This is a genomic window from Ensifer sp. GW821-FHT05G01 (assembly GCF_059419585.1).
On sequence record NZ_JBWKSC010000006.1, the window covers coordinates 271,953 to 294,140 of the forward strand.

Genomic DNA, 22,188 nt, shown 5'->3' on the forward strand with positions numbered 1-22,188 from the left:
GTATCACCGCGTCCTGATGCGCCTGGCTCACGGCTACTACGCCTTGTCGCGCGGCATGACGATCGGCGTGCGCGCCGCCTGCTTCGACGATCAAGGCCGGGTCTTCCTGGTGCGGCACTCCTATCTGCCCGGCTGGCATCTGCCGGGTGGCGGCCTCGACCGCGACGAGACGGCGCTCGAAGGCCTGCTGCGCGAGTTGCGCGAGGAAGGTAATCTCGAGGCGACGGTCCCGCCGGCGCTGGTGCAGGTCTACTACAACAGGCGCACGAGCCGCCGCGATCACGTGGTGTTTTACCGCTGCGACCATGTTCGCCAGTCGGCGCCGAAGACGCCGGATCTGGAGATTTCGGCGAGCGGCTTTTTTGCGCTTGATGCCCTGCCTGACGATACGACGCCCGCCACGCGCCGTCGGCTTGGAGAGCTGGCGGGCGCAAGCGTTTTCGACAGCTACTGGTAGATCTGGCTGTGCGGTCCTGACCTGGCGCAAGACAGCGCCTTGTCGGGTGTTTAGATGGCGCATCGCCCATGCGGAGCATCCAGATCGAGGATCGGGCCGACGGGCACGACCCCGGTCGGATTGATCATCGTGTGGCTGCGGTAGTAGTGCTCCTTGATGTGGCGCATGTCGACCGTCTCGGCCACGCCCGCCACCTGGTAGAGGTCGCGCAGGTAGCCCTGCAGGTTCTTGTAGTCGGCGATCCGGCGGATATTGCACTTGAAGTGGCCGACATAGACGGGGTCGAAGCGCACCAGCGTCGTGAACAGCCGCCAGTCGGCTTCGGTGATCGCGCTGCCGGTCAGGTAGCGCCGGCTCGCCAGCCGCTCTTCCAGCTCGTCGAGCATGTCGAACAGCGGGGTAACGCCTTGCTCGTAGGCTTCCTGGCTCGTGGCGAAGCCGGCCTTGTAGACGCCGTTGTTGACAGTGCCGTAGATGCGAGCGTTGAGTTCGTCGATTTCGGTGCGCAAGTCTTGCGGATAGAAATCCGCATTCGAACCGGTCAGCTCGTCAAAGGCCGAATTGAACATGCGGATGATCTCGGCGGATTCGTTTGAGACAATGGTGTTCTTCTGCTTGTCCCAGAGGACGGGCACCGTCACCCGGCCGGAATAGGTTGGGTCGGCGCGGGTGTAGACCTGCCAGAGCGCTTCGGAGCCGAAGAGGTGGTCGACGGTGCCGCCGTCCTTGCCCTTGAATTCCCAGCCCTTCGACAGCATCAGCGGATCGACGATCGAGACCGAGATCAGGTCTTCGAGCTTCTTCAGCTTGCGGAAGATCAGCGTGCGGTGTGCCCAGGGGCAGGCGAGCGAGACATAGAGATGATAGCGCCCGGCCTCGGCCTTGAAGCCGCCTTCGCCCGATGGGCCTGCCGATCCATCTGATGTGATCCAGTTGCGGAACTGCGATTCGCTGCGCTTGAAGTGGCCCTTCGTCGCCGCCGTGTCATACCAGACGTCCTGCCAGACGCCGTCTACAAGCCTGCCCATGGGCAATCTCCTTCGTGGTTTCGTTGTTCATAGATAGCGGCTTTATCGACCTGCGGAAGGTATCGATTTCTGAACAGTGCGTTTTGGGCTTTGACATCGGGCAATTTTCTGGTATCGGCGATTTCAGAAAATTTCTCTGTGTCCGGAACGAACCGTACTCATGACCTTCTCGGGAAACCTGCGACGACGCTGATGCTGCCAACGCCCCCTCGGGCGAAGCCATCCCCATGTCTGTCTGCATACGGTTCCTGATCCCATGAAAAAGCATGACCTCGTCTACCTGACCGAAGACGCGTCCCATGACGCAGCCATCGAAATCATCAACGAAGAAGCCTTTGGTCCCGGCCGGTTCGCCCGGGCGGCTGCACGCATTCGCGAGCAGGGCGCCCACGATCGGTCGCTGTCCTTCGTCTGCGCCGATAATGGCGAGACGATTGCCTCGGTCCGGATGACGCCCGTGATGGCGGGTTCGATCAAGGGGCATCTGCTTGGGCCGCTCGCCGTACGGCCGTCGCACAAGAACATGGGCATCGGCCGGGAGCTGGTGCGTATCGCCGTCGAAGCGGCACGGCGGAAGGGCTCGCACGCCGTCATCCTCGTTGGCGACCCGCCCTATTACCAGCCGCTCGGCTTCGAGAAGGTCCGTTACGCGGCTCTCGAATTCCCGGGGCCGGTCGATCCGGCACGGGTGCTGGTGGTGCCGATGGCCGAAGGCGTGCATGCCGGCCTTGCCGGCGTCATCGGCTGGCGGGACGACGCGGCAGTCGAGGAGACGGCCGAGGTCGAAGACATAGAACTGGCGCTTGCCGTCTGACAATATCGTCTGTCGGCGACCTCTAGAGCGTTTCCGATTTATACGGAAACACAGAAACGCTCTATGTCTCTGTTTTTACGCATTTCCTGACGGAAAACCGCTCCGCACTTTTCCTGGAAATGCTTTAGCCCAGCTGCTTTTTCAGAAAGACCCGGCTGCGGCCCGGTGGAAAGTCGGGCAACTCGCCGAAGGCCTCGTGACCCTGGCGCTCGTAGGCGCGGCGGGCTTGCGGATTGAACGTGTCGATCCAGGCGCCGTGGCAGCCGCGGCGACGGGCCTCGTCTTCGGCCGCCGCCAGGAGCCTGGCCGCCAGACCCTGGCCGCGCAGGTCTTCGGGCAGCCACAGCCATTGCACGAACAGCCAGCCCCAGGCGGTGTAGCCGCTGAGACCGCCGCGCTTTCCCTCCGCATCGGAACCACCGATGAGCACTGCCAGTGGCCGCCGTTCGGACGGGCCGACATCGGCGGCGTTGAAGGCCGTCAGGCCGTTGCCGATGGCTTCAAGCGCTTCGGCCGGCGGTTTGTCGGTGATCTCGAACATGGACACTCCTACCTGGCCAGCCGCTTGGAGATCGGTTCGAACTCAGGCGTCGCCGTGCGCTTGATCGGATCGGGCGTGCCGGCATCGATCGCGTCCCAATATTTCCAGTGGACCTTCTTCGATCCGAGTTCGTAGTCCATGCCGTCCCAGCTGTCTTCGCGGAAGCTGTAGAAGGCCCAGTGCAGGCTGTCCTTGTCGAGCGTCGTCAGCACGTCCTCGAGATAGGCCTTGCAGCCGGTCCAGCGGCGCATGCAACCGAACTCGCCGGCAACGACGCGATTGAGCGCAATGCCCTTGTCTTTCGCCCATTGCACCGGCCGGTCGAGATAGGAGGCAACCCGCGCCTTGTCCCAGTTCTCCTCGCTTTCGCCGAACGGGACCTTGCCGGGATAGGCATAGGGCTTTTCGCGCTTCATGTTGGGCGCGCTGGTGGCCGCATAGGGCTCGTACATGTGGAAGCTGTAGAGCACCTTCTGGTCGCTGAGACCGGACGGCCAATAGCTGAAGGCATCGGCTGCGGCATACCAGCCGGCGTCGGCCATGATCGGGGTCGCGGGGTCGACCTCGCGGATGGCGGCGATCACCGTCTCATAGAAGGCGACGAGGTCGGAGGCGCTGCCCTTCTTGCTCGCATACCAGTCCTGCATCGCCTTTTCGTCGGCGTGTTCTGCAAGGCCGTTCTGCTTTTCAGGCGCCGGTTCGTTGATGATGTTGTAGGCGGCAACACCAGGGTGATCCTTGAGTTCGCGGGCGAGGTCGCGCCAGAAGCTTGCGGCCTCAGCCCACCAGGCCTTGTCCTGCCATATGCGACCGTCGAACTTGTTGCCGTTGTTCTGCGACCAGCGCATGCCGGGCAGCGATAATGGCGTGATGACGACCTTCAATCCGGCCTTGTCGGCGCGATCGAGCGTTTCCTTCAGCGTCTTCAGGTCGGCCGCCGGTATGCCCTCGTATTTGTCGGCATTGCCGATCAGATAGTCGCGCTTGGCCGGCTTCCATTTGTCGTAGGACAAGCGAACCCAGGTGGCGCCGTAGCCGGACAGCGCCTTGAAATAGGCCTCGTCCGGCGGAAGCCGGTTGAAGCTGTTGCCGCCATGCTGCGGCTTGTCCCAAAAATCGATAAGGTCGGCCGCGTGAGCGGGCCCGGTGACGATTGCGCCGGCAAGGGCGAGGGCAAGGAAGGAGGAGGCTATCAAACGCATCTACAGGGCTCCAAAGAATGTCCCTGCGATGTCGACAGTCATTGTGGCCTAAATCAGGAACGGCGCATGCTGAAAACGTCGAGCCGGCTTTCACCCACATCCTTTTCATCGAGCTGCCAACCGCCGCGCTGGTAGAAGGCGCGCTTCTGCGGCAAGGCGCAGAGATGCACGGTTTCGACGCCGGTCGCCAAGGCCGCCTCGGCTGCGTGACGAACGATGCTCGCGCCGAGGCCGAGACCGCGAAATGTCGGCTCCACCCACACGGCTGCCACCCAGGGACCAAGCTCGGGGCGCTCCTCCAGGTCGGATTCGATCACCGAGGCGGTGCCGATAAACGTTGCGCCGCGATGGGCGACGATGGCGAAAGGAATGTGATGGTCGCCGAGGGTTCCGGCAACCAGCCCGGCGATGTGATCGAGTGGAAAGCCGCGCGGTTCCCACCAGGCCCGCCAGACGCGGTCGGCGATATCGTCGGCGAAATAGGGCACGTCGCGCAGGTTGCTGATGGCGACGTTCGGATCGGTCATCGACCCTCGCGGTACCATGTCGCCGAGATCAGCAGGAGCAGGGCGGCAAGGCCGAAGAGGCCGGTAAACAGCGACAGAGAATTGATGCCCCTGAGTACGGTCTCGTCGGTCAGGCGCAGCGACAGCCGCTGGTCATCGGCGACCCGCACGGCGCCGCGCACCGGCAGGATCGACGGCAGGTCTATGGCGCCGTCGGCGCTTGCCAGCCGGCGCACCAGGCCCTTGGTCTGTTCTGCCCAGGGGCGCAGCTTGTCCTCGGTCGAGATCGCCGCCTTGAATTCCGGCGCGTCGACATTGCCGACATGGACGAGCGTGGACAGTTCGTCGTTGGCAACTTCGAAGAGGCCGGTTTCCGTGGTCTTCACCTCGGCGCTGTAGAGGCCCGGTTCGCGCTGCGTCAGCGACAGCTCCTCGGTTTTGCCGGAGGGATAGGTGAGGGTCGCGGGGCCGGGGTCGCCCTCGATGGTCTGGCGGGTGATCTCGAGCGTGCGGCCTGCGGCGCGGGCCGTCAGCGCTTCTTCTTCCAGCGCCGGCTCCTGCATCAGCCAATGGGCGGTGCGACGATAGAGCGAGACGTGCGGACCGCCACCTTCAAAGCCCCGGGCCCAGAGCCAGCCCTGGTCCGACAGAAGCATGGCGACGCGTCCCTTGCCGACACGATTGAGCACCAATAGTGGCTTGCCGTCGGCGGCTTCCATCACGGTCTGGCCGAGTGGCCGGTCGACGTCGACGGTGCGGAACCAGCGGCCCCATTGCGGCGGCTCGCTGGCAGCCCCTTCGAGACCGCGGGTGACCGGGTGTTTCTTGCCCTCATCCGAAAGGCGCGGATAGAAGCCCTTTTCATTCATCACGCCGGTCGGGTTTGCGGGCAGTACCGCCGAAAGCGGCGTGGCGGCGATCGAATCGTTGCCGGCATGCTCAGGCCCGGCTGCGATCAGAAGTGCGCCGCCGTTCTGCACATATTGCGCGATGTTGTCGTAGTAGAGGATCGGTAGCACGCCGCGGTGCTGGTAGCGGTCGAAGATGATCAGGTCGAATTCGCTGATCTTGTCGACGAACAGCTCGCGCGTCGGAAACGCGATCAGCGACAGCTCGTTGATCGGCGTCCCGTCCTGTTTTTCCGGTGGGCGCAGAATGGTGAAATGCACGAGGTCGACGGCGGCATCGGACTTCAACAGGTTGCGCCAGGCGCGTTCGCCCGCATGCGGCTCGCCCGAGACCAAGAGCACGCGCAGGTTTTCGCGGATGCCGTCGAGAACATGGACGGCGCGATTGTTGGTTTCGGTAACTTCGCCGGGGACGCCGTTGACCGCAAATTCGAGGATGTTGTTGCCGCCGCGCGGCACGGTGAAGCTGAAAGGCACGTCGGTGCCGGGTTCGGCGACTTCCGTTGCGATCTCGTTGCCATTGAGGCGGATGGTCACCTCGGCGGTGCCGCCCGGCGCCTTGCCATCGTCGACCACGCGGAAGGACAGCTTCTGCTGTTCGCCGACGATGCCGAAGCGCGGCGCGCTGACGATCTCGATGCGACGGTCGAATTCATCCGGCCTGCCGCTGATCAGCCCATGGATCGGCGCGTCGAAGCCGAGCTTCTGGTTGATGTCGGGCACGTCGTGGATCTGGCCGTCGGTAATGAAGATCGCACCGCCGACCCGCGCCGGCGGCACATCGGCAAGCACGGAGGTCAAGGCGGAGAAGAGGCGGGTTGAAGGCGCTTCGCTCTCCGGGCTGTCGGCGGCTTCGACGATGCGGGTCTCGATCTGCGGGAAGCGGGCAAGGCGGTCCTTGAGGTCGGCAAGCGCCTTGTCGGTCTGCTCGCGCCGGCCGGCATAATCCTGGCTCTGGCTGCGGTCGACGACCACGGCGACGATGGTCGACAGCGGCTCGCGCTCCTCCTGGAAGAGGATCGGGTTGGCGAGCGCCAGACAGAAGGCGGCAAGCGCAGCGGCACGGACCCAGGCGCCGCGCACGCCGCGCCAGATGCCGAGTGCGGCCAGGATCGCCGCTGCGACGGCAAGCACCGCCAGATAGGGCCACGGGATGAAAGGCGAGAAGTCAGCGGTCATCGATCGGCCCTCATTGTCCGAGCCGTTCGAGCAGGGCCGGCACGTGCACCTGGTCGGCCTTGTAGTTGCCGGTCAGCATATACATCATGATGTTGACGCCGGAACGGAAGGCGTATTCACGCTGCATTTCGTCCGGCGGTACGGTTGGCAGCAATGCGACGCCGTTGGCATCCACCGCCCAGGCGCCGGCAAAGTCGTTGCCGGTAATCATGATCGGCGTCACGCCATCGCCAGAGCGAGCCGGGCGATTACTCGCCTCTTCGCGATTGTCGAGCTGCGCCTCGATCCACAGCGGGCTGCCGGTGTAGCGGCCGGGGAAGTTCGACAGCAGGTAAAATGCTTTGGTCAGCACGTGGTCGGTCGGAACGGGCTCCAACGGCGGGATGTCGAGGTTGGCAAGGATCGCCTGCAGCCGCTCGGTGTTGGGGCTGGTGCCGCCGGACGATGCGCCGAGCGAGGAGAACTGGTCGCGCGTGTCGAACAGCACCGTGCCGCCGGCGCGCATATAGGCGTCGATGCGGCTGACGGCCTGCGGGCTCGGCATCGGCGCCGATGCGGAAACCGGCCAATAGATGATCGGATAGAACGACAGTTCGTCCTTGGCGATATCGAGGCCGACAGGCGTGCCCGGCTCAAGCGTCGTACGATAGGTGAGGAAGTCGGTAAGTCCCGCAAGCCCGCGTTCGGAGAGACGGTCGACTTCGCCTTCGCCGGTCACCACGTATGCCAGATGCGTGGTGTCGAGGCGCTCGAGAATGGCGGCGTCCTCCGGTCGGCTGTCGTCGGCCAGACTATCCGGCGGCGAGACGAGGAAGGCACTTACCGCCAGCAGGAGGCCTGCGGTCATCGCCTTTGCTGCGCGCAGACGCGAGAAGGCCCCGCCCATGAACAGCACGATCAGCGCGTCGACGAGGAGCAGCAGCATTGCAAGGGTGAACAGGGCCGGCTTCAGCGACCAGCTTTCGGAAGCGGCCAATTGCTGGGTGGTGTGAGCGCCGGCGGCGGTCATGTCGATCGGCGTCAGCTCGGCATTGCGCGGCAAAAGGTTGAGCGCGGTAAAGCCATCTTCCGATCCGTAGAGACCCGGCGGATTCTCAGGCGTCGACACCGGCACCTGGCCCGGCACGACATCGAGCGGCCGGGCATTGCCGGTCTCGGCGACAAGCACGCCGTCGGCGTTCAGCAGCCGATAGGGCGCGAGCGTCTGTTGCTGCGCCTTGCCCTCGTTGGCAACGCCACCGCCGCGCGACAGCTGGACGCTGCGGCGCAGCATCTCGACGAAATCGCCCGAGATCGGCAGGTTCGACCAGGTGGCTTCGGCGCTCACGTGGAAGAGGATGATGCGCCCGGCGCCGTGGGCCGACGTCGTCACCAGTGGCGTGCCATCGGCAAGGCTTGCCCAGGTGCGCTCGGCAAGATCGGCGGTCGGTTCGGCCAGAACCTGCCGCTTGACCAGAATGTCGGTCGGGCGCGCCATGCCGGCAAACGGGCTGTTGGCGGGGTAGTCGGCGAGCGGTTGCGGTTCGGACCAGGAAAGCGCGCCGCCGAGCGCCCGTTCGCCCTGGCGCAGCGTCACCGGCACCAGCGGATCGTCGGCGGGGGCGGCTGCAAGCCTGGGGCCGGCGAAGCGGATGAGCATGCCGCCATTGTCGATCCATTTCGTGAGCTTCGGATAGATCTCTTCCGGCAGCCGGCCGATATCGGCCATAATCAGCACGGAGGGCTTCTGCTCCAGGAGCTCCGGAATGGCGACGGCGAGATCGGTCTCGTGCGGCTCGACGAGATCGGCATAGGGAGCGAGCGCGCGGTTGATATAGTAGAGCGGCGACAGAAGCGGCTGCGACTGATCGCGGGCCTCGCCGCTCAGAAGTGCGACGCGACGACGGCGGAAACCATCGTCGAGCAGGTGCACGCTGCCGGCGGTCGCGGCATTCTCGATGCCGATGCGGGCAAAATCGTTGCGCAGTTCGAAGGGCGCCTCGATGCTGCCCTTGGCGACGCCTTCGCCGGGGCCGAAGGCGATCTGCCCGTCGGCAATGGCGCGGCCGCGCGTGTCATAGGCGACGATCGGCAGGGTGAGGGCCCCATCCTTGTTGAGGCGCGTTGCCGTCACCGACATGCCGGTCGAGCCGTTGCTGCTATCGGTCAGTGCCACGGTGCGGCTGCCATCGGCCTCGATCAGCCGCAGTTCGGCGGCTCGGACCTCGGATAGCGCCGCCATGGTCTTCTGGTCTGCTGCCTCGATGCCGTCGCTGACGAAGGCCAGCGTGCCGGGCTTCGCGCCTTCAAACGCGGTTTTCAGTGCGGCAATCGCCTGGGTGCGGTCGACGGCGAGCGGAATGGGGGCGGCGGCAGCAAGCCTGTTGCGTGCGGTCGCTGCCGAGCCCGGCGTGGCGTCGTGCTGGCGGTCGCCGGTGAAGGCGATCGAAACGGCAAGGTCGCGCGCCTCGGCATCGTCGATCAGCGTGCTGACGGCATCCACACGTTGCTCCCAGTCGGTGGCCGTTGCCCAGCTGTTGTCGACGACGATGGCGAGCGGGCCGCTCGTTGCCAACGTGTTCTGGCGCGGGTTCATCACGGGGTCGGCGATGGCGAGAATGACCGCGGCCGCCAAAAGCATGCGCAAAAGGGTCAGCCACCACGGGCTTTTCGACGGCGTCTCCTCGCGCTTCAGCACCGAGGCAAGAATGCGCAGCGGTGGGAACACTTCGGCCGCCGGCTTCGGCGGGGTCATGCGCAAGAGCCACCAGATCACCGGAAGGGCGATCAGCGCCGCAAGCATCGCGGGATTGGCAAACAGAAAGGGAAGGCCGGTCATAGCTGGCCTCCATGGGTGGCGCGACCGGGCATGCCCGAGAGATACATGTGGACTGCAACCAGCGCCTCGGAGGCGGGCCTGTCAGTCCTATGTGGCGTAAAGGTCCAGCCGAGATGGCGCAGCGTCACCCCGAGGCTTTCGCGGCGCGCGAGGTAGGCGCGCTGATAATCTTCGCGCAGGATCTCGGCGCGCCCGGCCGTCAGCTTCTGGCCGGTTTCCGGATCGCTGAACTCGGTTCGGCCGGCATAGGGAAAGACCTCCTCGGCCGGATCGGCAACCTCGACGACATGGCCGCGCAGGCCACGGCGGGCAAGCGGACCCAGTCGCTCCATGATCCTGTCGGTCGGATCGAGAAAATCGCCGATCAGCACCAGATCGCTGGCGTTGCGGATCATGCCTGTCTCCGGCAACCCTTCGGAAAGCGGCGTCAGCATGATTGCGGTTGCCAGCCGTTCGGCGGCGTTGCGGGCGGAGATCGGCTCCATCACCCCAGGACATCCGATGCGCTCGCCGGAGCGCGCGAGGATTTCGGCGAGCGCCAGCATCAAGACCAGCGCCCGGCTTTCCTTCGACACCGATCCGAGCGTCGACTTGTACATCATCGACGGCGACAGGTCGGCCCAGAGCCAGATGGTGTGGGCTGCCTCCCATTCGCGGTCGCGCACATAGGTATGATCGTCGCGGGCGGAGCGGCGCCAGTCGATGCGCGACAGGCTTTCGCCGTCGCTATAGGGCCGGAACTGCCAGAAATTCTCGCCGATCCCGCGCTTGCGCCGCCCGTGCCAGCCGGAGATCACCGTGTTGGCGATGCGGCGGGCTTCGACGAGGCAGTCAGGAACGAGCATCGCGCGCTGCTGCGCACGGGAAAGAACCTCACCAGCGGGGGTACGCGCAACTATGTGCCCGATGGAGGCCATTCTTTATCCCTTGGCTTGTTTCACCAGTCCGGCGATGACGTCGCGCACGGTCATGCCTTCGGCACGGGCGGCGAAGGTCAGCGCCATACGGTGCTGGAGAACGGGCTCGGCGAGTGCCATGATATCGTCGATCGACGGCGCAAGCCGCCCATCGTAAAGCGCGCGGGCGCGGGCGCACAGCATCAGCGCCTGTCCTGCGCGCGGGCCCGGGCCCCAGGCGACGTTCTTGTCGGTGGCGGCATTGCCGTTACCCGGCCGGGCCGAGCGCACCAGATCGAGGATGGCATCGACCACCTTTTCGCCGACCGGCATCTGGCGGATGAGGCTCTGGATTTGCTGCAGGCGGGCGGCATCGATGACGGGACGGGCGGTCGCTTCGGCGGTGCCCGTGGTCTCAAGCAGGATCTGCCGTTCTGCGGCAAGCTCGGGATAGCCGACGTCGACCTGCATCAGGAAGCGGTCGAGCTGCGCCTCGGGCAGGGGATAGGTGCCTTCCTGCTCCAGCGGGTTCTGGGTCGCCAGCACATGGAACGGCTGCGGCAGGTCCTTGCGGGCGCCGGCAACGGTGATGTGATACTCCTGCATCGCCTGCAACAGCGCCGACTGCGTGCGCGGCGAAGCGCGGTTGATTTCGTCGGCCATCAAGAGCTGCGTGAAGATCGGGCCGGGGATGAAACGGAAGGAGCGATGGCCGGCGGCATCCTGGTCCATGACTTCGGAGCCGAGAATATCCGACGGCATCAGGTCGGGCGTGAACTGGACGCGGCTGGAATCGAGTCCGAGAACGGTGCCGAGCGTCGCCACCAGCTTGGTCTTGGCAAGGCCGGGCACGCCGACGAGCAGGGCGTGACCGCCCGACAGGACCGCAAGCAGGGTCTGCTCGACCACCGTTTCCTGGCCGAAGATGACCTTGCCGACTTCGGCGCGCACGAGCGCGATTTCCGCAAGCGCGTTTTCCGCCGCGGCAACGATCGCCTTTTCGTCGGTCGCGTCCGTCGCGCCCTTCATCACACTCATGGTCATACTCCCCGGTCGCCCGTTGTTGAACCGAATCGCCCCGCCGGGGAATTTCAGTTGCCTTATTCCAATTTAGACCCTGGCTGACGGCTGACAAGTCGCCGCAGACGCACTATCTCGTGACATCATACACGCCGCATCTCGCGACGGCATACACGCCTCCGGTGCAAAATCGGGGCCAATCGGGACGGAACGATGGCAGAAGCCGAAATTCAGCGAACCGGGGACGCGGCCGGACTGGCGGCGCTGATATCGCGTGCAGCCGGCCAGACGGGCGACGGCAAGCGCGGACTGCCGCCCGTGGAGCGCTGGAATCCGCCATTCTGCGGCGATATCGACATGGAAATCCGCGCCGACGGTACCTGGTTCTATCTCGGCACGCCGATCGGCCGTCAGCCGCTGGTGCGGCTGTTCTCCACAGTTTTGCGCAAGGACGAGGACGGCGTCACCTATCTGGTGACGCCTGTGGAAAAGGTGGCGATCCGCATCGTCGACGCCCCTTTCCTTGCCGTCGAAATGAGCGTCACGGAGAAAGACGGCGTGCAGGTGCTGACCTTTCGCACAAATGTCGGCGATGTTGTCGAGGCGGGGCCGGAACACGCCTTGCGTTTTGTCATCCACGGCGACAATCGCGAGCTGAAACCTTATCTACATGTGCGCGGCCGGCTGGAAGCGCTGGTGTCTCGACCCGTCATGTATGATCTCGTCGACCTCGGCGAAACTCTAATGGTCGACGGCGTCGAGATGTTCTGCGTACGGTCGGGCGGCTCGGTCTTCCCGATCATGCCGGCTGGCGAACTGGAAGCGCTGTCGCGATGAACGGGCATCCCTATTCCGCCGACGAATTTCGCCGCCGGGCGCTGACCCAGATGGGCGGGCCGGTGGAAAGCTCCTGGCGGGAGCACGGCGATTTCCTGCTCAACCCCGGCATCGTTCCGCATCTCGAGACCCTGCATCTGAAGGATGCGGCGGTGCTGGTGCCGGTGGTCGACGACGGCGAAGATGCGCATGTCATCTTCACCCAGCGCACCGCCAGCCTGCGCAAGCATTCCGGCCAGGTGGCGTTTCCCGGCGGCGCGGTCGATCCCGAAGACCGGTCGATCGAGCTTGCCGCCCTTCGCGAGGCGCAGGAGGAGATCGGTCTCGATCCACGCTTTGTGGAAACGATCGGGCGGCTGCCGCATTACATGGCGTTGTCCGGCTTCAAGATCACGCCGGTTCTGGCGGTGGTGCAGCCGGGCTTCGAGCTGGTTCCCAACCCCGACGAGGTCGAAAGCGTCTTCGAAGTGCCGCTGTCGTTTCTGATGAACCCCGGCAACCATGGGCGCGGAAGCGGCCACTGGCAGGGCGAAGACCGGCATTTCTATCGCATGCCCTATGGCGACAGGAATATCTGGGGTATCACCGCCGGCATCGTCCGAATGCTTTATGAAAGGCTTTATGCATGACCTCGGTTGCCGGTGAGAGCTGGTTTTCAGCTCCATCCCTTCGCCGCGTCTTCGACGTCCTGAACGCCGAGGGCGGGGAGGTGCGCGTCGTCGGCGGCGCCGTGCGCAACAGCCTGATGGGCGTGCCCGTCGGCGATGTCGACATGGCCACCACCTGGCATCCGCAAGACGTGTCTGCCCGCGCGAAGGCTGCCGGCATCAAGGTGGTGCCGACGGGCATCGACCATGGCACGGTGACGCTGGTCATCGACGGAACGCCCTATGAGGTGACGACGCTGCGTCGCGACGTCGCGACCGACGGGCGCCGGGCGGAAGTGGCCTTCGGAACCGACTGGAAGGTGGATGCCGAACGGCGTGACTTCACCATCAACGCACTCTACGCGAATGACAAAGGCGAGGTCATCGACGAAGTCGGCGGCTTGGCCGATATCGAAAGCCGGACCCTGCGCTTCATCGGCAACGCGGCCGAGCGGGTGGCCGAGGACTATCTTCGCATCCTGCGCTTCTTCCGCTTCTTCGCCCATTACGGCAACGGGCGTCCCGATGCCGATGGCTTGAGAGCCTGCGCGCAGGCGCGTTCAAAACTGTCGACGCTTTCGGCAGAACGGGTGTGGGCGGAGACGAAGAAACTGCTTTCGGCCGAGGACCCGGGCCGGGCGCTGCTCTGGATGCGCCAGGCGGGCGTGTTGACCGAGATCCTGCCCGAGACCGAAAAATGGGGCATCGACGCCATTCCGGAACTGGTTGCTGCCGAGCGCGCATTCTCGTGGGTTGTCGATCCGCTGTTGCGCCTTGCGGCGATCGTGCCGCCGGACGCAGAGCGACTCGAAGCCATGGCCGCACGGTTGCGCCTGTCGAAGGCCGAGGCGGCCTATTTTGCGCGCTTTGCCACTGCGCCGACGATACCAACCAAGACGGTTGACGCGGCGCTTGACCGGCTTCTCTACCGCCATGGTGCCGAGGGGATTTCCGTCCGGCTGCGGCTGGCGCTTGCCTCGGCGAGGCGCAAGTCCGAAAACGATCCGGCACTGTTGGCCGAGACCGCGTCCTTCCAGCGCCTCTTGACGCGAACCGAGGCATGGAAGCGCCCGAGTTTCCCGCTGTCGGGTGCGGATGTGCTGAAGGCCGGCATCCCGGCCGGGCCGCGCGTCGGCGAAATCCTGACCGAGTTGGAGACCTTGTGGGTCGAACGCAACTTCAGCGTCGACCGGGCGAACCTCGTCGCAAGGCTCGAAGCGTTGGTGCCGCGCGCCTGAAGCGCGCGGCGTGAGATCTAGAGTCGAGGTCCATGATGACCTGGCGAATAAGCGCCAGGCGCCATAGACGACGGATCTCTGCTGGCACCAAACACGCGCCGTGATCGAGAAACCTGTGCGCTCCTGGAGTGAGTGGGCCGAGAGGCTGCTACTTAGTCGGCCTCACAAGCGAAATGACCCTTGGCTTGGATGGCGCATCCAGCCATTCGATCCACTTGTCTCTTTCCTCGGTCGTATCGAAGAACCGCCAGAGCTTGTATTCTTCTTCGGTGGTCTGCAACATCTCGCCGATGGATACGAGTTCCAGGGGCAGTGTCACCTCATTGCCGTCGAAGCGAACGAAATAAATCCCTTCGGCAGCAAGACGAATAACTTGGCCAGTGCCATAGCTCCCATCGGGGTCGTCGACCGTGAAGTACATGCCGGTCAAAGTGTCAAAAGCTTTGTCGTTCATAGGTTCCGAGTGCCAGTTAAAAGAATCCAGGGCATGAGACGTTCGCGCAGGCGGCCGGCAAACGCAAGTGATCACCACGACAGGCGAGGGCGACACGCCGCGTGCTGATCAGGAGGCTATAGAGCGTGAGGGCCGGGCGGGTCAAATCTCCTTCGCGCATTACCGCTCGTCCACGGGACAACAGAACGCGCCGTCCGGCGGTCCTAAGAGCTGGCAGGAGAACGTCGCAAATCCAGATCGGGTGGTCGCGATCGTTTTGTCTCTCGCACCAGTCCGTCGCCAGGCACCTCTGGCGGGCGGCAACACGCGACGCGTCGCGGGTCTGTGTCGGTGTGAAACCCGCGCGCGTTCGGGGCATATGCAGCTTTGTCAGGCCGCCTTGGTCTCTTCGACGATGCGCGCCTTGATGTTGTCGATCATGTTTTCGCGGATCATGGTTTCGCCGTGGGCCTGGCGCATATGGTCCACCACGCGGCGAACGATTTCGGCGTCGTTATCGGCGCGGGTGTGCCATTCGCAACCCGGGACAAGAGAACCGCATTCAAACAGGCGCATGATGTTCCTCCTTCCGATGTGAGCTCAATGCAAGGGGCAGGTCACGCGCATCTCCTCCGCGCGTCACGACTCCCAGCCTAACATCAACCCCTGGGCCGACCAAATTGTTCCAACCTGCCGTGCGGCAAGAAACCGTTATAGACATGCCGGTCGATGGTGTTATGGGTTTGCGGTAACAAGAGACACAAAGGCCTTCTTTGCCCATGACCACTACCGTTCAATCGGAACTGATCGCCGCTATCCGCAATATTCCCGACTACCCGAAGCCGGGCGTCATGTTCCGCGACATCACCACGCTGCTCGGCAATCCGCGTGCGTTCCGCCGTGCGATCGACGAACTGGTGCATCCCTATGCCGGAACAAAGATCGACAAGATCGCCGGCATCGAGGCGCGCGGTTTCATTCTTGGCGGCGCCATCGCGCATCAGCTTTCCTCCGGGTTCGTTCCGATCCGCAAGAAGGGCAAGCTGCCGCATGACACGGTGCGCATCGCCTACAGCCTCGAATACGGCGTCGACGAGATGGAGATGCACAAGGATGCGCTCAAGCCGGGCGAGAAGGTCATTCTGGTCGACGACCTGATCGCCACCGGCGGCACGGCCGAAGCCGCCGTCAAGCTGTTGAAGCAGATGGGCGCCGATATCGTTGCAGCCTGTTTCGTCATCGACCTGCCGGAACTCGGCGGCCGCAAGAAGCTAGAAGCGCTCGGCGTCAACGTCCGCACGCTGATTGAATTCGACGGCCACTGAGGGCCCGCGTCCTCAGGCGCGATTAATCGTGGGCAGCATCAGTTGCACTTCGCGCTGCGTTGCCGGTGTCAGTGTTTCGACCTCCCTCCGCCAGAAGGCGTCGGCCTCTGGCGGCTCGGCTTCCCAGCTTCGGATCGAGGTTTCGTTATCGTCGATGGCCACGCGCCGGTGGCCGCCGAGGCGAAGATATTCCTCCGCCAGTTCGCGGACATGGGTCTTTTCCATAGATTGCCCTCCGATTCTCCCTGTCAAAGCTCCGCTACACCAGAGCCTATCGGCAACTGGCGTGAAGCTTGGAAGGTCCGAACGGATTTTACGCCCAAATCGTTCCTGACTTAAGGAATTAGATTGTTGTCCGCGCGTGGCACCGTCGGCAATCGTGGCGATCTATACGAACTCTATGACCTTGCTCTCGAAGCGGATCACTGCTTCGCCGTGCTGGTTTTCGCCTTCGCACAGAATGGTGTTGATCCGCCAGCCGGGCCGCGAGGCGAGCGCGCGGCTTTCGAGGAACGTCACGGCATAGGTCACGGTGTCGCCGGCATAGACCGGCTTCAGCCATCTGAGATCCCTGAAACCGGGCGAGGGGCCGAGCCTTGGCGCCTGCAGGCCTTCGGCGGCAAGTCGACGCTGCTCGTCCTTCCAGAACCGGACGAAGCACTGCATCCAGCCGGCGGATGTGTGCCAGCCGGAGGCGCAGAGGCCGCCGAACAGCGAATGCCGGGCTTCTTCGGCGTCGAGATGGAAGGGTTGCGGATCGAAATCGCGCGCGAAGCGGACGATATCCTCCGCCGAAAACGTCAGGCTGCCGATGACGGTCCTGCGGCCGGTGGCGTAAAACTCCTCCATCGTCATCATCAGTGTTGGACCTTGTCGCGGCAGCGGAAGAGCACGGAACATTCGGAAACCGCCACCGGTTCGCCGGCCTGGTTGACGATTTCGTTGCGGAACTTGACGATGCCGAGGCCGGGCTTGGACTTCGAGCGGCGGGCCTCCAGAACCTGGCTGAAACCTGTGAGCGTGTCGCCGGCAATGACCGGCTTCTTCCAGTCCATGAAGTCGATACCGGGCGAGCCTTGCGACGAGGACTGGCCCATGAAGGCATCGAGCATCATGCGCATGCCGACAGCGCTGGTGTGCCAGCCGGAGGCCGAGAGGCCACCGAGGATGCTGCGCCTACCGGCTTCCTCGTCGAGATGCATCGGCTGCGGATCGAATTCACGCGCAAAGGCGATCATATCGGAAGGTTTCATTTCGACCGGTTTGTAGTCGAAGCGTCGCCCTTCGGAAAAATCCTCGAAATACAACATGCTGCGTTGCCCCGTCTGATTTGCTGCCGCTCTACGTACTGCATAATTTCTCAAATCGGAATCGCTTTGAGCAAGGTTTGAAGCGTGGGCTCTCATGCCAAGTGATCGGCCGCAGCAAGGAATTTCCAGGTTGCGAATACCGCATGTTCATGCAACCACCTGTTTTGGAAATGCAACGATGCGCGTTTGATTGAGGATGCACGTGACCGAACTGAACAGAGCGCTTGCAGGCGCCGCCGAAAAAGGGATCATCTCTGCCCATCAGGTGAGCGATCTCGAAGCCTATCTGGCCGATCGGGGCATAATTTTCGGGCCGACGGCGCCGGATGCCGCAGCGGAGCGGGACGATGCCGCTCTCGACGCGCGCGCGGCCGAAGACAGCGAGCAGCCACGGTTCATCCGGGGATTTCACGACATCCTGATCACGATCGGTGTCGTCGTCGTGCTGATCGGTCTTTGGGGCCTGGGTGGCCCGTTCTTGACGCTGCCGGTCATTCTGGTCCTTGCCGAGATCCTGGTGCGGCGCCAGCGGCTGGCGCTGCCGTCGGTGGCGCTGACGGTTGCTCTCGTGCATTGGGTCGGGATTACAGCACTGTGGTTCGTCAGCGAGCATGAGGATGCCTGGAGGCCACTGGTCTTTGTGCTCGCCTTTCTATCAGCATTCCCGATCCCGCTCGGCCTGTTCTACTGGCGCTATCGCGTGCCACTGGCACTGGCCGGCCTGATGGTGTCGGTCGCCCTCATCGGCGTGGTTGCGGCCCTTCTTGCCTTGGAGAAGAGCCTTGGGATCGACCTTGCCAATGAGAACCATTTCATGCTTCTCGCGCTCACCGTTCTTGTCGGCGCCTTGGGCGTCTTTGCGGTCGCGATGCGCTACGACGTTTCCGATCCGCAGCGCGTGACCACGCGCTCGGATACCGCGTTCTGGCTGCATCTGGCCGCAGCACCCGCGTTGCTCTACGGGCTGATCGCTCTGGTTTTCCTGTCGAACGACGGTGCGACGTGGTGGGATGGGCAAGCCAGCCTTGGCCAGGCGGCCGCCGCCATTCTGATTGTGGCCCTGTTCATGCTGGTCGGGCTGGTCATCGACCGACGAGCCTTCGTTACATCAGGGCTGTTGTCGCTGGGCGGGGCTGTCTGGACGATGCTCAACCAGACTGGAGCGTCGCTCGACAACTACGTGTTCGTCGCCTTCGCTGTGGTCGGCGTCACCGTGCTCGTCATCGGCATCTTCTGGCAGAAGCTGCGGCGCATCGTCGTCAGCCTGTTGCCGGAAACGATGACGGCGCGGTTGCATACCGCGCCGTAACATCGGGTCTTCTATCGATCGTTCCTGAAGCGCCTCGGCGCGTCAGGCCGGAGCCCGTCACGCCGAATTGCTGTGGCCTTTGGGGCGACAGGCCTTACGTGTTGAAGCGGAAGTGGATGACGTCGCCGTCCTGGACGACGTATTCCTTGCCTTCGTCGCGGGCCTTGCCGGCTTCCTTCGCGCCGACTTCGCCGCCGAGCGCGATATAGTCGTCAAACGCGATGGTGTTGGCGCGGATGAAGCCGCGTTCGAAGTCGGTGTGGATGACGCCGGCGGCCTGCGGTGCCTTGGTGCCGCGCTGGATCGTCCATGCGCGCGTTTCCTTCGGACCTACGGTGAAGTAGGTGATGAGGTCGAGCAGCTTGTAGCCGGCGCGGATCAGCCGGTCGAGGCCGGCTTCTTCCAGGCCGAGCGCGCTCAGGAATTCCTTGGCTTCCTCTTCCGGCAGCTGGGCCACTTCGGATTCGATCGCCGCCGAGATCACGACGCTTTCAGCGCCCTGCGCCTTGGCCATTTCGGCAACCGCACGCGTGTGTTCGTTGCCGTCGACGGCATCGCTTTCCGCGACGTTGCAGACGTAGAGCACCGGATGCGCGGTCAGCAGGTTGAGGCCCTGCAGGATGCGCAGCTCTTCGGCGTCGAGCTTGGCAAGCAGCGTGCGCACCGGCTTGCCGTCCTGCAGCAGCTTCAGCGAGGCTTCCATGATCGGCAGCTGAGCGACCGAATCCTTGTCCTTGCCGCCGGCGCGCTTGCGGGTCTGGTCGGTGCGGCGCTCGAGGCTGTCGAGGTCGGCGAGCATCAGCTCGGTCTCGATCGTCTCGGCATCGGCCACCGGGTTGATGCGCCCTTCGACGTGGGTGATGTCGTCATCCTCGAAGCAGCGCAACACGTGCACGACCGCATCCACTTCGCGGATGTTGGCGAGGAACTGGTTGCCGAGGCCTTCGCCCTTCGACGCGCCGCGCACCAGGCCGGCGATATCGACGAAGGAGATGCGCGTTGGGATGATTTCCTTCGACTTGGCAATGTCGGCCAGCTTGCGCATGCGGGGATCCGGAACCGCGACTTCGCCGGTGTTCGGCTCGATCGTGCAGAACGGATAGTTGGCAGCCTGAGCCGCCGCCGTCTTGGTGAGCGCGTTGAAGAGGGTGGACTTGCCGACGTTCGGCAGCCCGACAATACCGCATTTAAAGCCCATGGCTAAAACCTGTCGTTCTCGAATTCGTTGGGCGTGGCTATGGGATAAAGGAGCCGAACGGTCAAGCCTTCGCGCGGTTCGACGCGGCGAAGGAGCGGGCTTTTGCTTGATTGCCGGCGCTCAGCGTAGGATATTGAAGGTCAGCGTCCCGGGGCCGCATGGCCGACTACGACCGCCTTTCCTGTCATCAACGGGTGGATTTCCGATGAGTGACGATGGTCTTGCTGCAAAACCGAAGCTGAAGCCGAAACCGAAACTGGAGCGGCCGAAGCTCTACAAGGTCATTCTCGTCAATGACGATTACACGCCGCGCGAATTTGTCGTGATGGTGCTGAAGGCGGTTTTCCATATGAGCGAAGAGGCGGGCTACCGGGTGATGATGACGGCGCACAAGCTCGGCGTTTCCGTCGTCGTCGTCTGCGTGCGCGATATCGCCGAGACCAAAGCCAAGGAGGCGACCGATCTTGCCAAGGATGCCGGCTTCCCGCTGATGTTCATGACCGAGCCGGAGGAATGACGGCCAGGGGGGACGGTCAGGGGCGGCGGATCTGATAACCGGTCTTGTCCTGCCGGAAGCCGCAGTTCTCATAGAAACGCAACGTCGCCGGATCCTTCGATCCGGTCAGCAGCATCACCTTGTAGCAGCCGGCCGCCCAGGCCGTGGCGAAGGCGTGTCTGATCAGCGCGCCAGCAAAACCGCGCCTGCGGAATGTGGAGGCTGTGACGACGTTTTCGATCAGGGCATAGGGTGCGCCGCCCCGCGTCAGGTTCGGTACGACCACCAACGTGACCGATGCGGCGGCGATATCGCCGGCAAGGCCGATGAAAATCGTCATGCCGGGATGGTCAAGGATCGCCGCGAAGCGGTCGGTGGCGACTGCTGTGTCCAGCGCCGGGTCGTCCGGGTTCAGCTCGCCATAAAGCGCAAGCAGTCCGGGCAGATCGACTGCCTGCGCGGCACGGATCGAGAAGGGCGCAGGCGACACGGTTCAGTCGCCCTTCGGGCCGAACAGCTTCTTCAGCATGTCGGCCATCGGGCCGCTTGTCGGCAGCTTCTTCGGCTGGGCCGAATTGCGCGCCTGATGGATATGGGATTGAGCGCCCGGCTTCTTCTGGGCCTGCGGCTTGTCCTCGTCCGCCTTGCCGCCGGTGGCAAGTGCGATCTTGTTGAGGATCTGCGAGTCCTCGCCGCGCACCAGCATGTCGGCGTTGTCGGCGATGGCGTCGAGCAGCGGCACCAGCCAGGTCTGATCCACCTTGGCAAAATCACCAAGCACATGGGCGTGGACGAGATCCTTGACGCCAGGGTGGCCGATGCCGAGCCGCAGGCGACGATACTCCTTGCCGCAGTGGGCATCGATCGACTTGATGCCGTTGTGGCCACCGTGACCGCCGCCGACCTTGATGCGCGCTTTCGCGGCGGGCAGATCCAGCTCGTCATAGATGACGGTGATGTCCTTCGGTGCGAGCTTGTAGAAGCGCATGGCCTCGCCGACCGCCTCGCCTGAGAGGTTCATGAAGGTCTGCGGCTTCATCAGCAGCACGCGCTCTCCGCCGATCTCGCCTTCCGCGATCTCGGACTTGAACTTCTTCGACCAGGAGGAAAAATTGTGGCGGCGATGGATGACGTCGACGGCCATGAAACCGATATTGTGGCGGTTTGAGGCATATTTCGAACCTGGATTGCCAAGTCCTGCGATGATCAGCATGTCGTTACGCTCCGTCGGGCTTTCCCCGCTTCACGACCGCGAAACGCCGCCGGAGTCAATCCTTATTTCGTCGCCTGCACGCTTCCACTCGGCCGCAGGCCGTAGCGATCGAAGATCGCATCCTGGGTGCCGTTGCCGATCAGGCGGTCGAGTTCGCGCTGCATCTTCTCGACCGTTTGCTTGTCCATGTCGCGGTGGCAGGCGATGCCGTAGTATTTTCCTTCCAGCATCAGCGCCGCCTCGACGGGCTTGCCTTCTGAGCGCATGCTTTCGAAGGTCTTTTCCGATGTCATCATCAGATCGATGCGGCCGGCGATCAGCTTTTTCAGCGTCGAGTCCAGGTTGGTCGCATAGTCGATCTTCTGAAAGCCGTGTTCCATGAGGTAGGTGGCGGAGAAATCTTCCCGTTGGGTACCGACGGTGAACCGCTTTGCCGCATCGATGGTATCGGGGGCGATGTCCGATCCCTTGCGCCGGACCATGATCATGTGGTCGACGAGCAGCGGTTGCACCCATTGAAACCGCTTCTCGCGCTCGGCGTTGAGGCCGGTGGTGAAGACGCAATGGGACGCATCGGTTTCAGCCAGCATGTAGGCTCGCGCCCAGGGCAGGACCTCGATCGTATAGGGGAGCTTGAGTGCGTCCATGATTGCCGCTACCTGCTCGACCGAGGAGCCGTTGGCACCGCTCGGGGTCGAGAAGTTGTAGGGCGGGTATTCCTCGGTGACGAATTTGATCGTCTGCGCTTCGGCGGCAGTGGACAGGCCGAGGAAGAATGCCAGTATCAGCTCTTTCACGCCCTGCTCCTTTGCG

At 63.7% G+C, this 22,188-nt stretch carries 25 protein-coding genes; 8 read left to right on the forward strand and 17 right to left on the reverse strand.

The window, feature by feature from the left end; all coding sequences use genetic code 11:
* Positions 1–16: 16 nt before the first annotated feature.
* Entirely contained in the window at positions 17–457 is a 441-nt protein-coding gene (locus AC07UR_RS17110) for an NUDIX domain-containing protein (RefSeq protein ID WP_209791132.1), read from the forward strand.
* Between the two features lie 50 nt (positions 458–507).
* Here AC07UR_RS17110 and AC07UR_RS17115 read toward each other — a convergent pair whose 3' ends face one another.
* On the reverse strand, positions 508–1,485 hold the full coding sequence (locus tag AC07UR_RS17115) for a glutathione S-transferase family protein (RefSeq protein ID WP_209790972.1): 978 nt from the start codon (positions 1,483–1,485) through the stop codon (positions 508–510).
* Between the two features lie 256 nt (positions 1,486–1,741).
* Between AC07UR_RS17115 and AC07UR_RS17120 the strand changes: the two genes are divergently transcribed.
* Positions 1,742–2,299, forward strand: coding sequence for a GNAT family N-acetyltransferase (locus tag AC07UR_RS17120; RefSeq protein WP_173420826.1), 558 nt, complete (start codon positions 1,742–1,744; stop codon positions 2,297–2,299).
* Between the two features lie 124 nt (positions 2,300–2,423).
* Here AC07UR_RS17120 and AC07UR_RS17125 read toward each other — a convergent pair whose 3' ends face one another.
* From AC07UR_RS17125 to AC07UR_RS17155, 7 genes are read right to left on the reverse strand one after another with little or no spacing between them, the layout of a single operon-like run.
* Positions 2,424–2,846, reverse strand: a complete 423-nt coding sequence (locus tag AC07UR_RS17125) for a GNAT family N-acetyltransferase (protein ID WP_209790971.1) — start codon at positions 2,844–2,846, stop codon at positions 2,424–2,426.
* A 2-nt stretch (positions 2,847–2,848) separates the two neighbouring features.
* Positions 2,849–4,042: a glycoside hydrolase family 5 protein gene (locus AC07UR_RS17130; RefSeq protein ID WP_209790970.1), complete on the reverse strand. Its 1,194-nt coding sequence runs from the start codon at positions 4,040–4,042 to the stop codon at positions 2,849–2,851.
* A gap of 53 nt (positions 4,043–4,095) precedes the next feature.
* Entirely contained in the window at positions 4,096–4,569 is a 474-nt protein-coding gene (locus tag AC07UR_RS17135) for a GNAT family N-acetyltransferase (protein ID WP_234941900.1), read from the reverse strand.
* Positions 4,566–6,635 carry a hypothetical protein gene (locus tag AC07UR_RS17140; protein WP_209790968.1) on the reverse strand — a complete coding sequence of 690 codons (2,070 nt, stop codon included), beginning with the start codon at positions 6,633–6,635 and terminating at the stop codon, positions 4,566–4,568. Before AC07UR_RS17140 ends, AC07UR_RS17135 begins: the two co-directional genes overlap by 4 nt.
* Before the next feature lie 10 nt (positions 6,636–6,645).
* Complete coding sequence (locus AC07UR_RS17145; RefSeq protein WP_209790967.1) at positions 6,646–9,453, reverse strand: DUF4159 domain-containing protein; 2,808 nt, start codon at positions 9,451–9,453, stop codon at positions 6,646–6,648.
* On the reverse strand, positions 9,450–10,370 hold the full coding sequence (locus AC07UR_RS17150) for a DUF58 domain-containing protein (protein ID WP_173420820.1): 921 nt from the start codon (positions 10,368–10,370) through the stop codon (positions 9,450–9,452). The genes AC07UR_RS17145 and AC07UR_RS17150 overlap by 4 nt, the downstream gene beginning before the upstream one ends.
* Before the next feature lie 3 nt (positions 10,371–10,373).
* Positions 10,374–11,387, reverse strand: a complete 1,014-nt coding sequence (locus AC07UR_RS17155) for an AAA family ATPase (RefSeq protein ID WP_209790966.1) — start codon at positions 11,385–11,387, stop codon at positions 10,374–10,376.
* A gap of 195 nt (positions 11,388–11,582) precedes the next feature.
* On the opposite strand from AC07UR_RS17155, the gene AC07UR_RS17160 reads away from it, so the two are divergent.
* The 3 genes from AC07UR_RS17160 to AC07UR_RS17170 are packed head-to-tail and all read left to right on the forward strand — an operon-like array spanning position 11,583 to position 14,091.
* Positions 11,583–12,206: a DUF1285 domain-containing protein gene (locus AC07UR_RS17160; RefSeq protein ID WP_209790965.1), complete on the forward strand. Its 624-nt coding sequence runs from the start codon at positions 11,583–11,585 to the stop codon at positions 12,204–12,206.
* Positions 12,203–12,835 (forward strand): CoA pyrophosphatase, encoded by a 633-nt coding sequence (locus tag AC07UR_RS17165; protein WP_173420817.1) that lies wholly within the window; start codon positions 12,203–12,205, stop codon positions 12,833–12,835. The genes AC07UR_RS17160 and AC07UR_RS17165 overlap by 4 nt, the downstream gene beginning before the upstream one ends.
* A complete protein-coding gene (locus tag AC07UR_RS17170; protein WP_209790964.1) occupies positions 12,832–14,091 on the forward strand; it encodes a CCA tRNA nucleotidyltransferase in 1,260 nt (419 codons plus the stop codon). The genes AC07UR_RS17165 and AC07UR_RS17170 overlap by 4 nt, the downstream gene beginning before the upstream one ends.
* 148 nt (positions 14,092–14,239) lie before the next feature.
* Here the strand turns inward: AC07UR_RS17170 and AC07UR_RS17175 are convergent, their stop codons facing one another.
* Together AC07UR_RS17175 and AC07UR_RS17180 are read right to left on the reverse strand one after the other, a co-directional pair.
* Positions 14,240–14,545, reverse strand: a complete 306-nt coding sequence (locus tag AC07UR_RS17175) for a hypothetical protein (RefSeq protein WP_115419607.1) — start codon at positions 14,543–14,545, stop codon at positions 14,240–14,242.
* A gap of 369 nt (positions 14,546–14,914) precedes the next feature.
* Positions 14,915–15,100 carry a DUF1059 domain-containing protein gene (locus AC07UR_RS17180; RefSeq protein ID WP_173420814.1) on the reverse strand — a complete coding sequence of 62 codons (186 nt, stop codon included), beginning with the start codon at positions 15,098–15,100 and terminating at the stop codon, positions 14,915–14,917.
* Between the two features lie 203 nt (positions 15,101–15,303).
* Here AC07UR_RS17180 and AC07UR_RS17185 point away from each other — a divergent pair, with 203 nt between their 5' ends.
* Positions 15,304–15,849 (forward strand): adenine phosphoribosyltransferase, encoded by a 546-nt coding sequence (locus AC07UR_RS17185; RefSeq protein WP_173420813.1) that lies wholly within the window; start codon positions 15,304–15,306, stop codon positions 15,847–15,849.
* 12 nt (positions 15,850–15,861) lie between these two features.
* Here AC07UR_RS17185 and AC07UR_RS17190 read toward each other — a convergent pair whose 3' ends face one another.
* The 3 genes from AC07UR_RS17190 to AC07UR_RS17200 all read right to left on the reverse strand — a co-directional run bounded on the left by AC07UR_RS17190 (position 15,862) and on the right by AC07UR_RS17200 (position 17,159).
* Positions 15,862–16,074 carry a hypothetical protein gene (locus AC07UR_RS17190; protein ID WP_173420812.1) on the reverse strand — a complete coding sequence of 71 codons (213 nt, stop codon included), beginning with the start codon at positions 16,072–16,074 and terminating at the stop codon, positions 15,862–15,864.
* Positions 16,075–16,236: 162 nt separating this feature from the next.
* A complete protein-coding gene (locus AC07UR_RS17195; protein WP_173420811.1) occupies positions 16,237–16,707 on the reverse strand; it encodes a MaoC family dehydratase in 471 nt (156 codons plus the stop codon).
* Positions 16,707–17,159 (reverse strand): MaoC family dehydratase, encoded by a 453-nt coding sequence (locus tag AC07UR_RS17200; RefSeq protein WP_173420810.1) that lies wholly within the window; start codon positions 17,157–17,159, stop codon positions 16,707–16,709. Before AC07UR_RS17200 ends, AC07UR_RS17195 begins: the two co-directional genes overlap by 1 nt.
* 202 nt (positions 17,160–17,361) lie before the next feature.
* Between AC07UR_RS17200 and AC07UR_RS17205 the strand changes: the two genes are divergently transcribed.
* Positions 17,362–18,468: a hypothetical protein gene (locus AC07UR_RS17205; RefSeq protein ID WP_327795860.1), complete on the forward strand. Its 1,107-nt coding sequence runs from the start codon at positions 17,362–17,364 to the stop codon at positions 18,466–18,468.
* A 94-nt stretch (positions 18,469–18,562) separates the two neighbouring features.
* Here AC07UR_RS17205 and ychF read toward each other — a convergent pair whose 3' ends face one another.
* Positions 18,563–19,666, reverse strand: coding sequence for a redox-regulated ATPase YchF (gene ychF / locus AC07UR_RS17210; protein ID WP_077503441.1), 1,104 nt, complete (start codon positions 19,664–19,666; stop codon positions 18,563–18,565).
* 205 nt (positions 19,667–19,871) lie between these two features.
* On the opposite strand from ychF, the gene clpS reads away from it, so the two are divergent.
* Positions 19,872–20,183, forward strand: a complete 312-nt coding sequence (clpS, locus tag AC07UR_RS17215; protein ID WP_173420808.1) for an ATP-dependent Clp protease adapter ClpS — start codon at positions 19,872–19,874, stop codon at positions 20,181–20,183.
* 16 nt (positions 20,184–20,199) lie between these two features.
* Here clpS and AC07UR_RS17220 read toward each other — a convergent pair whose 3' ends face one another.
* The 3 genes from AC07UR_RS17220 to AC07UR_RS17230 all read right to left on the reverse strand — a co-directional run bounded on the left by AC07UR_RS17220 (position 20,200) and on the right by AC07UR_RS17230 (position 22,172).
* The gene (locus tag AC07UR_RS17220; protein ID WP_173420807.1) at positions 20,200–20,652 is read right to left on the reverse strand and encodes a GNAT family N-acetyltransferase; all 453 of its coding nucleotides are present in this window, start codon (positions 20,650–20,652) and stop codon (positions 20,200–20,202) included.
* Between the two features lie 3 nt (positions 20,653–20,655).
* Positions 20,656–21,375 carry an aminoacyl-tRNA hydrolase gene (gene pth / locus AC07UR_RS17225; RefSeq protein WP_173420806.1) on the reverse strand — a complete coding sequence of 240 codons (720 nt, stop codon included), beginning with the start codon at positions 21,373–21,375 and terminating at the stop codon, positions 20,656–20,658.
* 62 nt (positions 21,376–21,437) lie between these two features.
* Entirely contained in the window at positions 21,438–22,172 is a 735-nt protein-coding gene (locus tag AC07UR_RS17230) for a substrate-binding periplasmic protein (RefSeq protein WP_209790963.1), read from the reverse strand.
* Positions 22,173–22,188: the final 16 nt, after the last annotated feature.

Bases quoted from the DNA above. Each gene is read 5' to 3' on its own strand.
- AC07UR_RS17130 (WP_209790970.1), bottom strand. From the start codon at position 4,042: ATGCGTTTGATAGCCTCCTCCTTCCTTGCCCTCGCCCTTGCCGGCGCA.
- AC07UR_RS17185 (WP_173420813.1), top strand. From the start codon at position 15,304: ATGACCACTACCGTTCAATCGGAACTGATCGCCGCTATCCGCAATATT.
- AC07UR_RS17120 (WP_173420826.1), top strand. From the start codon at position 1,742: ATGAAAAAGCATGACCTCGTCTACCTGACCGAAGACGCGTCCCATGAC.
- AC07UR_RS17175 (WP_115419607.1), bottom strand. From the start codon at position 14,545: ATGAACGACAAAGCTTTTGACACTTTGACCGGCATGTACTTCACGGTC.
- ychF (WP_077503441.1), bottom strand. From the start codon at position 19,666: ATGGGCTTTAAATGCGGTATTGTCGGGCTGCCGAACGTCGGCAAGTCC.
- AC07UR_RS17160 (WP_209790965.1), top strand. From the start codon at position 11,583: ATGGCAGAAGCCGAAATTCAGCGAACCGGGGACGCGGCCGGACTGGCG.
- AC07UR_RS17155 (WP_209790966.1), bottom strand. From the start codon at position 11,387: ATGAGTGTGATGAAGGGCGCGACGGACGCGACCGACGAAAAGGCGATC.
- AC07UR_RS17190 (WP_173420812.1), bottom strand. From the start codon at position 16,074: ATGGAAAAGACCCATGTCCGCGAACTGGCGGAGGAATATCTTCGCCTC.
- AC07UR_RS17145 (WP_209790967.1), bottom strand. From the start codon at position 9,453: ATGACCGGCCTTCCCTTTCTGTTTGCCAATCCCGCGATGCTTGCGGCG.
- AC07UR_RS17150 (WP_173420820.1), bottom strand. From the start codon at position 10,370: ATGGCCTCCATCGGGCACATAGTTGCGCGTACCCCCGCTGGTGAGGTT.
- AC07UR_RS17200 (WP_173420810.1), bottom strand. From the start codon at position 17,159: ATGTTGTATTTCGAGGATTTTTCCGAAGGGCGACGCTTCGACTACAAA.
- clpS (WP_173420808.1), top strand. From the start codon at position 19,872: ATGAGTGACGATGGTCTTGCTGCAAAACCGAAGCTGAAGCCGAAACCG.
- AC07UR_RS17140 (WP_209790968.1), bottom strand. From the start codon at position 6,635: ATGACCGCTGACTTCTCGCCTTTCATCCCGTGGCCCTATCTGGCGGTG.
- AC07UR_RS17135 (WP_234941900.1), bottom strand. From the start codon at position 4,569: ATGACCGATCCGAACGTCGCCATCAGCAACCTGCGCGACGTGCCCTAT.
- AC07UR_RS17170 (WP_209790964.1), top strand. From the start codon at position 12,832: ATGACCTCGGTTGCCGGTGAGAGCTGGTTTTCAGCTCCATCCCTTCGC.
- AC07UR_RS17165 (WP_173420817.1), top strand. From the start codon at position 12,203: ATGAACGGGCATCCCTATTCCGCCGACGAATTTCGCCGCCGGGCGCTG.
- AC07UR_RS17110 (WP_209791132.1), top strand. From the start codon at position 17: ATGCGCCTGGCTCACGGCTACTACGCCTTGTCGCGCGGCATGACGATC.
- AC07UR_RS17180 (WP_173420814.1), bottom strand. From the start codon at position 15,100: ATGCGCCTGTTTGAATGCGGTTCTCTTGTCCCGGGTTGCGAATGGCAC.
- AC07UR_RS17195 (WP_173420811.1), bottom strand. From the start codon at position 16,707: ATGATGACGATGGAGGAGTTTTACGCCACCGGCCGCAGGACCGTCATC.
- pth (WP_173420806.1), bottom strand. From the start codon at position 21,375: ATGCTGATCATCGCAGGACTTGGCAATCCAGGTTCGAAATATGCCTCA.
- AC07UR_RS17115 (WP_209790972.1), bottom strand. From the start codon at position 1,485: ATGGGCAGGCTTGTAGACGGCGTCTGGCAGGACGTCTGGTATGACACG.